Here is a 12,208-nt window from a genome sequence, read left to right on the forward strand (position 1 = left end):
CAGCATCGAGCTTCGAGCGTTTGGTTGCCCGTAGCTCGTAGCCCGCAGCCATTACTGACGATATGCCGATTCCTTCAGGGCGCGAATCCGGTCGTCCAGCGGCGGGTGGCTGGCAAACAACCGCTCCATGATCTTGCGGGTCTGGCCGGTGGTGATGGCGAAGGCCGTCAGGGTATCCGGCATTTGATCGGGTATCTCGGTCTCGGCCTTGAGCCTGGCCAGGGCGTTGATCATGGCGCCGCTGCCAGCCAGCTTGGCGCCGGCGGCATCGGCGCGGTACTCGCGGAAGCGTGAGAACCAGGCGACGATCGCCGAAGCGATCAGGCCGAAGACGATCTCGGCGACGATCACTACCACGAAGTAGCCCATGAAGCCCAGGCCGCCACTATCGCTGCGGCTGCGCAGGAAATTGTCGACCAAGTGAGCGATGACGCGGGCGAAGAACATCACGAAGGTATTGAGCACCCCCTGGATCAGCGCCAGGGTCACCATGTCGCCATTGGCCACGTGGCCGATCTCGTGGGCCAGTACCGCACGCACTTCTTCGGGGCGCATACGGTTGAGCAGTCCGGCGGAGACGGCGACGAGGGCGTCGTCCTTGTTCCAGCCGGTGGCGAAGGCGTTGGACTGCTGAGCGGGGAAGATCCCCACTTCCGGCGTCTTGATGCCGGCCTCGCGAGAGAGCTCGGCAACGGTGTCCAGCAGCCACTTCTCGGTAGCGTTGCGTGGTTGTTCGATGACCTGGGTGCCGGTCGAGCGCTTGGCCATCCACTTGGAGATGAACAGCGATACCATCGAGCCGGCCATGCCGAAGATGAAGCAGAAGATCAGCAGGGCATTGAAGTTGATGCCTTGCTCGGTGAGATAGGGTGCGACCCCCAGCAGGCGCAGGGTAATGCTGGCCACGATGATGACCGCCAGGTTGGTGGCCAGGAAAAGAAGGATTCGCATCATGTCGGTGTATCTCCTGAGACGGTCGAAACGGGACCCATTACCAAAACTGCATGTTTAGATACGGTCAACGGCCTAGGGTTTCAAGCTAGGGGAAACACTGAATAAATGTCTGTGCCGCTCGTCGATTCATTCCGCGTTTTCTTGTGGACGAGTTGGCACCTCATTGACGGTAACGCTCCAGGAAGCGGGCGAAGCGGTCCAGCGCGTCGCCGAGCTGTTCGGCCCAGGGCAAGGTCACGATGCGCACATGGTCAGGTTCTGGCCAGTTGAAGGCGGTGCCCTGAACCAGCAGGATCTTCTCCTGTAGCAGCAGGTCGAGCACCAGCTTTTCGTCGTCGTGAATGTTGTAGACCTTGGGATCGAGCCGCGGGAAGGCATAAAGCGCACCCTTGGGCGTCACGCAGGACACGCCGGGGATGGTATTGAGCTTCTCGACGGTGATGTCGCGTTGTGCGCGCAACCGTCCGCCAGGCAGGATCAGGTCATTGATCGATTGATATCCGCCTAGGGCCGTCTGGATGGCATGCTGGGCAGGGACGTTGGCGCACAGACGCATCGAGGCCAGCATGTTGAGGCCTTGAACGAAATCCGCCGCCTGGTGCCTGGCCACCGTGCCGGAGAGGATCATCCAGCCACTGCGGAAGCCGGCACAGCGATAACTCTTGGACAGCCCGTTCATCGTCACCACCAACTGGTCATCGCTGGCCAGGGCGCCGGTGGAGACATGCTCGGCGTCGTCATAGAGGATCTTGTCGTAGATCTCGTCGGAGAACACCACCAGGCGGTGTTCGCGAGCGATGTCCAGCAGCTCGCGAATCACCTCCGGCGGGTAGACGGCGCCGGTGGGGTTGTTGGGGTTGATCAGCACGATGGCACGGGTGTGACTGGTAACCTTGGAGCGAATGTCGGCCATGTCCGGTGCCCAGTCGGCCTGCTCGTCGCATAGGTAGTGCACCGGGCGACCACCGGAGAGGTTGGCGGCAGCGGTCCACAGCGGATAGTCGGGTGCCGGGATTAGCACTTCGTCGCCATCGTTGAGCAGTGCCTGCATGGCCATCACGATCAGCTCGGAAACGCCGTTGCCGATGTAGATGTCCTCGACGCCGACGCTGGGGATGCCCTTGCGCTGGCACTCCTGCATCACCGCCTTGCGTGCCGAATACAGCCCCTTGGAGTCGCAGTAGCCTTGAGCGGTGGGCAGGTTGCGCATTACGTCCTGAAGGATCTCTTCCGGGGCTTCGAAGCCGAACGGCGCGGGGTTGCCGATATTCAGCTTCAAGATGCGCTGGCCTTCGTCTTCGAGGCGTTTGGCGTGGTCGAGCACCGGCCCGCGGATGTCATAACAGACGTTATCGAGCTTGTGCGATTTCCTGATCGAGGTCGGGGTGTCCATAAAGTGTCCGTCAACTCAGTTAGCGTTATGGGGCTGGGCGTCGTCGGTATCGGAGGTGGCGTCGTCACTTTCGGCGGCAGGGGGCGGAATGTCCGCCGGCGTCTCCAGGGTGATCGGCCCGAGCTTGCCGTTGCGCAGCTCGTGCAGCAGCACCTCGGCACCGCGGTGCAGGTCGACCTCGCCACCCGGGCGCAGGCCGCCACGCTTGGCCGCGATTTCACGCACGATGGCGGTACCATCGAAGCCGGCCATGGCCATCAGGTCCGGACGTGGCGGGCCATCGGCCTCGACCCGCTCGGTATCGGGATGGGGCGCATAGGGCGGCAATGTCTTCAGCGTGTAACGCGCCATCAACGCTTCGGGGTAGCGTCTGGCCAGCTCGGCGGCGGTGATCACCGCCACGTCCAGGTAGTCCATGGCGGTATCGCGAATCGCGCCGCTGGCAGCCAGGCGATAGGCACTGGCCTGATCCTCGATCTTCGGCCACAGCACCCCCGGGGTGTCGATCAGCGCCACGCGACCGTCGATGCGCACTTTCTGCTGGCGCTTGGTCACCGCCGGCTCGTTGCCGGTCTTGGCGATCTTGCGCCCGGCCAGGCCATTGATCAGCGTCGACTTGCCGACATTGGGAATGCCCATCACCATCACCCGCACGTCGCGGTCGGCGCGTATCTGGCCAGCGAGTTCATGACATAACCGGGGGATGCGCTTTAGCTCGCGGGCATTGGTAGTGGTCACCGCTAGCGCACGAGTATCGGTCAGTGTGTCGAAATGCGCCACCCATTCGCGCGTGCGCTCAGGGTCGGCCAGGTCGGCCCGCGAAAGTATCTTCAGCACCGGCTTGTGCTCGGTCAGTTCGGCCAGCATGGGGTTGGCGCTGGAGTAGGGCAGGCGCGCATCGAGGACTTCCAGCACCACGTCGATTTCCGGCAGGGCGTCCTTGATCTGGCGACGCGCCTTGTTCATGTGTCCCGGGAACCAGCCGAGCATCGTCATTCTCCTGCACGCAATGAAAACGGTCGCCCATATTACCAGATGGACGACCGGATTGACGCGGCTGTCGTACGGCTGGAGATGGCGGTGTCACTCTCCCGCGTGGAAGTCGATGGCCACCGAGTTGATGCAATAGCGCAAGCCCGTGGTGTCGGGCGGGCCATCCGGGAAGACATGGCCGAGATGGGCGTCGCAGCGCGCACAGACCACCTCGGTGCGAACCATGCCGTGAGAGGTGTCAGGATGCTCCGCCACTGACGAACGGGTCAGGGGGCGGTCGAAGCTGGGCCAGCCGCAACCGGCATCGAACTTGTGCTCGTTTTCGAACAGCGGCACATGGCAGCACACGCAATGGTAGATGCCATGTTCGTCGCTGACCTGATGGTCGCCGCTGAAAGGACGTTCGGTCCCCCTTTCGCGAGTCACCCGGTATTGCTCGGGGGTGAGTAGGCTGCGCCACTCGGCGTCGCTTTTCTCGACTTTCTTGCGCATGGCGTTTCTCCGTGCTGTCCTTCCGAATCCCGATTCTGGGCGATGCCCCCATCCAACTACGAAATGGAGGATCATTTCCAGCATAGCGTGCTGGGCTCGAAAGTCTCGCCCGGTAAGGTCGCTTGACAGCTTTCAGGGCGCTCAGTAACATACGCGCCACCTTGTTGAGGCAAGCGATGCGTCCCATTCGTCTAGTGGTCCAGGACACCGCCCTTTCACGGCGGGAACAGGGGTTCGAACCCCCTATGGGACGCCACTGTCTCGGCAATGCATCGGCATGCGGGAATAGCTCAGTGGTAGAGCATCGCCTTGCCAAGGCGAGGGTCGCGAGTTCGAATCTCGTTTCCCGCTCCAAACTCCCACTTCGGTGGGGGGAGTAGGCCGACGTGAGGGTCGCGAGCTGGAGCGCCAGCCCGGTCGAATCACGTTATCCCACTCCAAGGAATGTCCCATTCGTCTAGTGGCCTAGGACACCGCCCTTTCACGGCGGGAACAGGGGTTCGAACCCCCTATGGGACGCCACCTCCGTGCCGAGGGTTGCAGTAAGGCAAGACCAGGGTGTCATTCGCGGGAATAGCTCAGTGGTAGAGCATCGCCTTGCCAAGGCGAGGGTCGCGAGTTCGAATCTCGTTTCCCGCTCCAAACTCCGGTTTCATGCGTCCCATTCGTCTAGTGGTCCAGGACACCGCCCTTTCACGGCGGGAACAGGGGTTCGAACCCCCTATGGGACGCCACCGGGCACCTGGTACCTGACCGACAAGCGGGAATAGCTCAGTGGTAGAGCATCGCCTTGCCAAGGCGAGGGTCGCGAGTTCGAATCTCGTTTCCCGCTCCAAATTGTCATTTCTCCCCTCGTTCTTTCCGGTGATGATCGCCGCGAGCATTGAATTTTTTCCATTCGACCGCATCTTTAGGGTCCTAATCGTTTTTTCCATTTTGGATGACAGGTGATCCGATGGCCGAACCGGCACTGTCCATTCGTGGCCTGACCAAGATCTATGGCAACGGCTTCCATGCCTTGAAGGGTATCGACCTCGACGTCGCTCAAGGCGACTTCTTCGCCCTGCTGGGCCCCAACGGTGCCGGCAAATCCACCACTTTGGGTATCGTCTGCTCCCTGGTGCAGAAGACCGCCGGCAAGGTGTCGGTGTTCGGCGTCGACATCGATAAGGACTTCGCGCGCGCCAAATACCATCTCGGCGTGGTTCCTCAGGAATTCAACTTCAACCAGTTCGAGAAGGTCGAGGACATCATCCACGCCCAGGCCGGTTACTACGGCATGCCGATGCGCGAAGCCAAGCCACGGGCCGAGCGCCTGCTCAAGGACTTGGGGTTATGGGACAAGCGCAAGGGCAGTGCGCGAATGCTCTCAGGTGGCATGAAACGTCGTCTGATGATCGCCCGCGCCCTGATGCACCGTCCCAAGTTGCTGATTCTCGACGAGCCCACCGCCGGGGTCGATATCGAGCTTCGGCGCAGCATGTGGGATTACATGCGGCGCATCAATCGCGAGGAGGGCACCACCATCATCCTCACCACTCACTATCTCGAGGAAGCCGAGAGCCTGTGCCGCAACATCGCCATCATCAACCATGGCGAGATCGTGCAGAACACCAGCGTGCGCGGCTTGCTGGCGCAGCTCAATACCGAAACCTTCCTGCTCGACCTGGCCCGGCCCGTCGACAAGCCGCCGGTGATCGAGGGCTTCGAGGTTCAGCAGGTCGAAAGCAACCAGCTCGCGATTTCAGTCAAGCGTGGCCAGAAGCTCAACGACGCTTTCACCCAGCTTACCGAACAGGGGCTGTCGGTGGTGTCGATGCGTAACCGTGCCAACCGCCTGGAGGAGATGTTCGTGTCGATGGTGGAAGACGCCAATGGCGGCGGCGCTCGTGTCCCGCCGGTACGTCAGATCGATAGTGGAGAGGTAGCGGCCAAAGTGGAGACTTCCCACACCGGTACCGGGGGCCGCCGATGAGTCCAATGCAGATCGCTATCGCCTTGTGGACGTTGGTGGTCAAGGAGATCAAGCGCTTCACTCGCATCTGGCCGCAGACCCTGCTGCCGCCATCGATCACCATGACCATGTACTTCATCATCTTCGGCAGCTTGATCGGCTCGCGGATCGGTCACATGGATGGTTTCAGCTACATGGACTTCATCGTCCCGGGGCTGATCATGATGGCAGTGATAACCAACAGCTACTCCAATGTTGCTTCCTCGTTCTTCTCCAACAAGTTCCAGCGCAGCGTGGAGGAGATGATGGTCTCGCCGATGCCTAACTGGGTGATTCTGGCAGGCTTCGTGATCGGCGGCATGGTACGTGGCCTGGGCGTGGGGCTGATCGTCACCCTGGTGTCGCTGCTGTTCACTCGTCTCAGCGTCCAACATCCATTGTTGACCGTTGGCGTGGTGGTGCTCACCGCAGCGTTGTTCTCCATTGGTGGCTTCATCAACGCGCTGCTGGCCAACAAGTTCGACGATATTTCCATCGTGCCGACCTTCGTGCTCACGCCGCTGACCTATCTGGGCGGGGTCTTCTACTCGATCTCGCTGTTGCCGGGCCTGTGGCAGGGGGTGTCGATGCTCAATCCCATCCTGTACATGGTCAATGTCTTCCGCTATGGCTTCCTCGGTGTATCGGACATTCCGGTAGGCCTGGCGATGGCCGCCATCGTAGCCTTCATCGTGGTATTGTTCGGTGTGGCGTTGTGGATGTTGGAGCGAGGGCAGGGCATCCGGAGCTAGCATGAGCACTGAACGACCTGAAACACTGCAGGGTGCGCCGTTGGGGCGCGAGTCCGCCTATCCCGAGCATTACGATGCCGGGCTGCTGTACCCCATCGCTCGCGCAGCCAATCGCGTGCCGCTAGGCATTCGCGATGACGCCTTGCCGTTCGAGGGCGAGGATGAGTGGCACGCCTTCGAACTTTCCTGGCTGGATGCCAAGGGCAAGCCGGTGGTGGCGGTGGCGCGCTTCCGGCTGCCGGCCTCGTCGCCCAATCTGATCGAGTCGAAGTCGTGGAAGCTGTATCTCAATAGCTTCAACCAGACTCGCTTCGATAGCCGTGACAAGGTAATCGAAACGCTCGAGCGCGATCTTTCCGCGGCGGCCGGAGCGCCGGTGGTCACCGATTTGTTCGGTGTCGACGATGAATGCCTCGTTCCCCGGCGCCTGCCCGGCGAGTGCCTCGACGATCTGGATATCGAGATCCATGACTACTCGCCCAACCCCGAACTGCTCACGGTGGGTGAGGAGATCGTCGCGGAAACCCTGTATTCGCATCTGCTCAAGTCCAACTGTCCGGTCACTGGCCAACCCGACTGGGGCAGCGTGATGATCCATTACCGTGGCCCACGCCTTGATCGCGAGGGCTTGCTCAAGTATCTGGTGTCCTATCGTCAGCATCAGGACTTCCACGAGCACTGCGTGGAGCACATTTTTGTCGACCTGATGGAGCGCGCCCGACCCGAACGGTTACTGGTGCTGGCGCGCTATGTGCGGCGTGGCGGGCTGGATATCAGCCCTTGGCGCGGCACGCCCGGCGAGCGGCCACCCGAGCCGTTGCGTCTGGCCCGGCAGTAACCGGCTGCGGTAAGCTGAGAAATATTCTCGACTCAGCCAACGTCAGGAGATTTCGATGGATGCGATGACGCTGTTGCACGAACGCAGCTCGATGGGCAAGTTGATGGGCCCCGCGCCCAATGCCGAACAACTCGATGCCCTCTATCGCGCCGCCCTGCGCGCACCGGACCACAAGGAACTGACGCCCTGGCGTTTCATCGAGTTCTCGGGGCCGGGGCTCGACCGACTTGGCGAGCTATTCGCCGAGGCCGAATACCGTGAGAATCCGCATATCGACGACGCCAGCCTGGACGCGGCGCGCAAGAAACCCAAGCGCGCACCGATGATCATCGCCGTGATCGCCAAGGTCACTCCCGAGTTGCCCAAGGTGCCCAAGCTCGAGCAGGTGATCTCCGCCGGTTGCGCCGCCCATGCCATGATGCTGGCCGCCTATGCCCAAGGGCTTGGCGCGATGTGGCGCACCGGTCACTACGCCTTCGACCCGACGGTGCACAAGGGGCTGGGGCTCGGCGAGCACGACGAGATCGTCGCCTTCCTCTACCTTGGCCAGATCGGCGGACGCCACAAACCCCTGCCCAGCCGCGATCCCGAGGCCTTCGTCGAGCGTTGGAATTGAGGAGCCAGTGATGCGCACCGTCGGCGTTCCCCACCCACGCCTGCCGCTGCCCGAAGCGGGGCAGGGGGATGACCTCGCAGCCTTCCAGACCTGGCTCGAAGAGGCGATTCCACTGCTTCCTCACCTGGGGCTCGAAGGCATGGCGTGGCAGGACGACACGCTGGTCTGGGAGCTGACACTCGCTCCCAACCTCAACGACAAGGGCACTGGCTTCGGCGGCTCGCTCAATGCCCAGACCACGTTGATCGGCTGGTGCTGGGTCACCCTCTGGTTGCGCGCTCGACAACGCCAACAGGACGTGGTCGTGGCCGAGGCTAGCCAGCGCTTCCTCGCCCCGGTTCGCGGTGACTATCGGCTGGAATGCTGTCCCCAGGACCGACATGCAGCCGCTACCCTCGCTGAGCGGCTCGATGAGCGCGGCAAAGGGCGCATCACACTGCTGCAACGGCTCTACTGCGGAAAGCGGCTGTGCCTGGAAGCCTGTGGTGACTATGCCGTGCTGCCCGAGGCATGAGCCGGCCGTCACGCAAAAAACGGCTTGCAATCGCGGGGTTAGATCGCTACCATTTGCGCCGTTCTTGAGGGGCGCCAAGCGTGCCTGGGGAACCACAATGTGGAGAGGTGTCCGAGTGGTCGAAGGAGCACGCCTGGAAAGTGTGTAAGTCGAAAGGCTTCGAGGGTTCGAATCCCTCCCTCTCCGCCACAGGATTTTGAAGGGGAATCAAGCACTTAGCTTGGTTCCCCTTCTGCGTTTTGGGCTGTGGGGACTAAGTTGGGATTGAGAGGTCCGTAGTGATCTTACCCAGTAATCGTTGGACACCACGCCTGCACAGCGGTGGGCGATGCCTTCGTACTCGATGCCTGGCAGAAGGCTCAGAACCGCTAGGCCTTTACCATGCTGGCCGATAGCAACGCAGAGTTCACCCGCGCACTGGGCACGGACATGGGCGCCTCAGGCGGCGGCATGGGCATTCGCAGCAAGAGAGTCGCGTTGATCGCCAACGATAGTGTGATAGGTACCTCGGCATCGACATGACAGGAGTCGACGAAACCGTCCTGGCCAATCTCTGAGGCCAAATTAATCACTTGGCCACACAAGCGTCACCCCGCTGAAACAACCGCCTTCTAGGGTTTGTACGAAAAGTCGCCGAGCGATGGCCAGACAAGGCAAAAATCAGCGAGAAAGCGGAGTTTACGTGGGTGTAAATGAGCATTTCGAGCTGATTTTTAACGCTGTATGGTCGAGCGCAGGCAGTTTTCGGACAAAATCTAGTGTCGGCGTGAACACGGCAGCGAGGATACGACATGGCCCATAAGAAACGCGAGCCGCTCAGCGACGAGGAAACCGAGTTCCTGACGCATCCGGTGAACGGCACCGCCATGGCCGGGCAGCGCAAGCGTGACTGGGAGCGAGCCATCAAGCAGAACCGGCGCCCGCATTGAACGCCATGCCTCTCCCCCAAGGCTGCGGGGGGTACGCATGAAGATACTGATGATCTCGGATGTCTACTTTCCGCGGGTCAATGGTGTTTCGACCTCTATCGCCAGCTTCCGCGAGGCGCTGTCGCGGCTTGGCCACACGGTGACACTGATCTGCCCCACCTATCCCGTCGGCCAGGTAGCTGAACCCGGCGTCATACGCATCCCCTCCCGAGGTGTGCCGGGGGACCCCGAGGATCGCTGGATGCACCATCGGCACGTCCTAGCGCTGCAGCCCGAACTGGCCGATGAAGGCTTCGATCTGATTCACGTGCACACCCCCTTCGTGGCGCACTACGCTGGTGTGGCGATGGGGCGACGGTTGGGCATTCCGGTTATCGCGACCTACCACACCCTGTTTGAGGAGTACCTGCACCACTATGTTCGCTGGCTGCCCTCGGGTATGTTGCGCTGGGCGGCCAGGCGCCTCTCTGTACGCCAGTGCCGCCAGGTGGACGCCCTGGTGGCCCCCTCTCGCGCCATGGACGCTACGCTGAGACGCTACGGTGTCAATGGCCACATTGAGGTGATCTCCACCGGCATCGGTCTGGACAGCTTCTGCGCCGAGCCACGGCATGACTTTCGCCAGATGCATCTGCTGCCCACCGAGGTCCCGCTGTTGTTGTTCGTCGGTCGTGCCGCGCGGGAGAAGAACATCGGCTTTCTGATCGAGATGCTGCCGGCGGTACTTGAGCGTCATCCCGAGACACTGCTGCTCATTGCCGGCGAGGGCCCGGCCCAGGCCGAGCTAAGGCAGCAGGCCAGGCGGCACGGGGTGGAAGCCTCGGTGCACTTCATGGGCTATCTGGGGCGCGACGGCCAGTTGCAGTCTGCCTATCGCGCCGCCGATCTATTCGTTTTCGCCTCGCGCACCGAGACCCAGGGGCTTGTCTTGCTGGAAGCCATGGCGCTGGGCACCCCGGTGGTATCGACTGCGGTGATGGGCACTCTGGACATACTGATCGATGGCGAGGGCTGCCTGGTCGCCAACGAGAACACCGATGACTTCGCCACCAAGGTCAACCGACTGATCGACGACCGGGAGCATCGCACCGAGCTGTCCATCAGGGCACGGACGCATGCGGCAAAGTGGCATGAGGATCTCAAGGCCGCGGAGTTGGCGGCGCTTTATCGGAGAACTTGTGACTCGCGACTCACATCAATGGTCGACGCAGATGCGAAAGGCGATTGACTCATCTATTCGCCTTTCCATCGAATAGCTCATGTCGCTTTTCGAATAAATCCCCTCGCCGATAGGCTGCCTCGACCTTGTTCTCGATGGCGTGAGCCAGTGCCATTTCTGCCAGGCCCCGGGGGAGGCAGCCGCTTTGTGCTGGTCAACGGGTATGAGTCCAGGAGCAGGACGACGGACTGATGGTAAGCTACACCCCTGCGACTTGTAACACGCCACATTCAGGTACGGTAATCATGAAAAAACTGGTGTCACTTCTTGTCTTCGTCGCCATTGCCTATGGCGGTCTGTTTTTCTACTACGGTGTGGCGGTGAAAGGCGCTGTTGAAGAGAGGCTGCGGTCCAGCGGTTTCTCTGTCGTGGAGGTGGTGGATACCGACTATGGTTGGCTGGCCCCGCTGAGCACTCAGTCCAGCGCCTCGGTTGTCGTGCGATACCATGGTGCGGAAGCGGTGGTCGCTGTCAGGGTCATTGGGCATCCGGTGTTTTCGACAGAGTCGCAAATTGAGCTCAGTGGTCTGCAAATGCTCAATTTTCGCTTGGGCGGAGGGTGATCAAGTTCACACCGGGAGCCCCGATGGCTCGTCGCCCGCGGTCGGGATGCTCCTGGTTTCGCCATCCTGCGCATTCCACGTGCTCTTGCGTTTAGCACGCTGACGGCACCACTTCATACCAACGACTCTAACCTCAATATCTCTTTTCGTAGTTCTGCCTTGCGACGTGTGAGCGTTTCCACCCAGGTGGCCAGGCTGGTGGCATCGTCCTCCGGTATGGCCTGGGCGTCGGGTGAGGCGGCAAAGGCATCGAGGAGTTGGAGCTGGGTGCAGAGGTCCTGAAAATCGCCGAGCCGCGCCTGGTGATCCTTGAGCCGGTCGATCAGACCGCGATGTTCCATCGGTTCCAGCTCCGCCAGGTAGCGGATGCGCTTCACCGTCTTGCGTAGCTGGTGCAGGTCGGTGTCAGGCGAATCTGGGCCGAGGGAGGCCAGTTCGGCGTCGTGCCGGGCAAGGCGCTGGTGCAGCACGCCGCGAATCGCATCGGGCTCGATTGCCGACAAGTGCCGCGACAACTGTTTCGAGCCGATGGTGTGTTGCCACCGCTTCATTTCTTCGTGATAAGCGGGCTGGCGTAACCGGGAGCTCAGAGCTTGGTGTTCCTTGCGGGTCTGTTGGCGCAGAAAGGCCGTAAGCGCACCGCGTACCGATGGCGCTTCGAGGGAGGTCGAGCGGGACAGGTCGTCCAGGAACACATCGAGATCGCGCAGCCGGCTGGTGGCACGGGAGTGACGCTTCAACCCTTTCAGGGTTCGCTTGAGCTTGGGAATCTCGGTGATCGCCAGTAGCGACTCGGCCACCGCCCGGCTGCGGCGCAGGTTGACGTGTCGACGCCGGAGCTATAAGTCCGTAAATCATCAAAACAGATTGTCCCCCCGACCCGCATGACCTTTCCTTGCTGGTGACCAAACCTGTAAGGACCGCGCCATGCTGAGCCGAGAGGACTTTCTCA

The 12,208-nt window shown here is 61.5% G+C and carries 14 protein-coding genes and 7 tRNA genes; 16 read left to right on the plus strand and 5 right to left on the minus strand.

What is annotated here, in order from left to right; translation table 11 throughout:
- Positions 1 to 51 precede the first annotated feature (51 nt).
- From htpX to msrB, 4 genes are all read right to left on the minus strand, one after another.
- Complete coding sequence (htpX, locus tag IE093_RS18390; protein WP_189471764.1) at positions 52 to 954, minus strand: protease HtpX; 903 nt, start codon at positions 952 to 954, stop codon at positions 52 to 54.
- Positions 955 to 1,114: 160 nt separating this feature from the next.
- Entirely contained in the window at positions 1,115 to 2,347 is a 1,233-nt protein-coding gene (locus tag IE093_RS18395; protein ID WP_189471766.1) for a pyridoxal phosphate-dependent aminotransferase, read from the minus strand.
- Between the two features lie 15 nt (positions 2,348 to 2,362).
- A complete protein-coding gene (gene ylqF / locus IE093_RS18400) occupies positions 2,363 to 3,337 on the minus strand; it encodes a ribosome biogenesis GTPase YlqF (protein ID WP_189471768.1) in 975 nt (324 codons plus the stop codon).
- A gap of 93 nt (positions 3,338 to 3,430) precedes the next feature.
- The gene (gene msrB, locus IE093_RS18405) at positions 3,431 to 3,832 is read right to left on the minus strand and encodes a peptide-methionine (R)-S-oxide reductase MsrB (RefSeq protein WP_189471770.1); all 402 of its coding nucleotides are present in this window, start codon (positions 3,830 to 3,832) and stop codon (positions 3,431 to 3,433) included.
- Between the two features lie 180 nt (positions 3,833 to 4,012).
- Here msrB and IE093_RS18410 point away from each other — a divergent pair.
- The 16 genes from IE093_RS18410 (at position 4,013) to IE093_RS18485 (ending at position 11,256) form a co-directional block, all read left to right on the plus strand.
- Positions 4,013 to 4,088 (plus strand) — tRNA-Glu (locus IE093_RS18410).
- A gap of 23 nt (positions 4,089 to 4,111) precedes the next feature.
- Positions 4,112 to 4,186 (plus strand) — tRNA-Gly (locus IE093_RS18415).
- Positions 4,187 to 4,278: 92 nt separating this feature from the next.
- A tRNA-Glu gene (locus tag IE093_RS18420) sits at positions 4,279 to 4,354 on the plus strand.
- Between the two features lie 45 nt (positions 4,355 to 4,399).
- Positions 4,400 to 4,474 (plus strand) — tRNA-Gly (locus tag IE093_RS18425).
- A 16-nt stretch (positions 4,475 to 4,490) separates the two neighbouring features.
- A tRNA-Glu gene (locus IE093_RS18430) sits at positions 4,491 to 4,566 on the plus strand.
- A 26-nt stretch (positions 4,567 to 4,592) separates the two neighbouring features.
- Positions 4,593 to 4,667 (plus strand) — tRNA-Gly (locus IE093_RS18435).
- Between the two features lie 120 nt (positions 4,668 to 4,787).
- Positions 4,788 to 5,807: an ABC transporter ATP-binding protein gene (locus IE093_RS18440; RefSeq protein ID WP_189471772.1), complete on the plus strand. Its 1,020-nt coding sequence runs from the start codon at positions 4,788 to 4,790 to the stop codon at positions 5,805 to 5,807.
- Positions 5,804 to 6,577: an ABC transporter permease gene (locus IE093_RS18445; RefSeq protein ID WP_189471774.1), complete on the plus strand. Its 774-nt coding sequence runs from the start codon at positions 5,804 to 5,806 to the stop codon at positions 6,575 to 6,577. The genes IE093_RS18440 and IE093_RS18445 overlap by 4 nt, the downstream gene beginning before the upstream one ends.
- 1 nt (position 6,578) lies before the next feature.
- Positions 6,579 to 7,415: an NADPH-dependent 7-cyano-7-deazaguanine reductase QueF gene (gene queF, locus IE093_RS18450; protein ID WP_189471776.1), complete on the plus strand. Its 837-nt coding sequence runs from the start codon at positions 6,579 to 6,581 to the stop codon at positions 7,413 to 7,415.
- A 55-nt stretch (positions 7,416 to 7,470) separates the two neighbouring features.
- Positions 7,471 to 8,031 carry a nitroreductase family protein gene (locus tag IE093_RS18455; RefSeq protein ID WP_189471778.1) on the plus strand — a complete coding sequence of 187 codons (561 nt, stop codon included), beginning with the start codon at positions 7,471 to 7,473 and terminating at the stop codon, positions 8,029 to 8,031.
- A 10-nt stretch (positions 8,032 to 8,041) separates the two neighbouring features.
- Positions 8,042 to 8,545, plus strand: a complete 504-nt coding sequence (locus tag IE093_RS18460; RefSeq protein ID WP_189471780.1) for a YiiD C-terminal domain-containing protein — start codon at positions 8,042 to 8,044, stop codon at positions 8,543 to 8,545.
- A 101-nt stretch (positions 8,546 to 8,646) separates the two neighbouring features.
- Positions 8,647 to 8,734 (plus strand) — tRNA-Ser (locus tag IE093_RS18465).
- Positions 8,735 to 8,926: 192 nt separating this feature from the next.
- Positions 8,927 to 9,067 carry a hypothetical protein gene (locus tag IE093_RS22805; RefSeq protein WP_308427213.1) on the plus strand — a complete coding sequence of 47 codons (141 nt, stop codon included), beginning with the start codon at positions 8,927 to 8,929 and terminating at the stop codon, positions 9,065 to 9,067.
- A 269-nt stretch (positions 9,068 to 9,336) separates the two neighbouring features.
- Positions 9,337 to 9,474 (plus strand): hypothetical protein, encoded by a 138-nt coding sequence (locus IE093_RS18475; protein WP_189471782.1) that lies wholly within the window; start codon positions 9,337 to 9,339, stop codon positions 9,472 to 9,474.
- Between the two features lie 37 nt (positions 9,475 to 9,511).
- The gene (locus IE093_RS18480) at positions 9,512 to 10,702 is read left to right on the plus strand and encodes a glycosyltransferase (protein WP_189471784.1); all 1,191 of its coding nucleotides are present in this window, start codon (positions 9,512 to 9,514) and stop codon (positions 10,700 to 10,702) included.
- A gap of 236 nt (positions 10,703 to 10,938) precedes the next feature.
- On the plus strand, positions 10,939 to 11,256 hold the full coding sequence (locus IE093_RS18485; protein WP_189471786.1) for a hypothetical protein: 318 nt from the start codon (positions 10,939 to 10,941) through the stop codon (positions 11,254 to 11,256).
- Between the two features lie 113 nt (positions 11,257 to 11,369).
- Here IE093_RS18485 and IE093_RS18490 read toward each other — a convergent pair whose 3' ends face one another.
- Positions 11,370 to 12,074, minus strand: coding sequence for a CHAD domain-containing protein (locus IE093_RS18490; protein ID WP_268247410.1), 705 nt, complete (start codon positions 12,072 to 12,074; stop codon positions 11,370 to 11,372).
- Positions 12,075 to 12,208 lie beyond the last annotated feature (134 nt).

It is taken from the genome of Litchfieldella qijiaojingensis (assembly GCF_014651875.1).
GTDB classification, from domain to species: Bacteria; Pseudomonadota; Gammaproteobacteria; order Pseudomonadales; family Halomonadaceae; genus Litchfieldella; species Litchfieldella qijiaojingensis.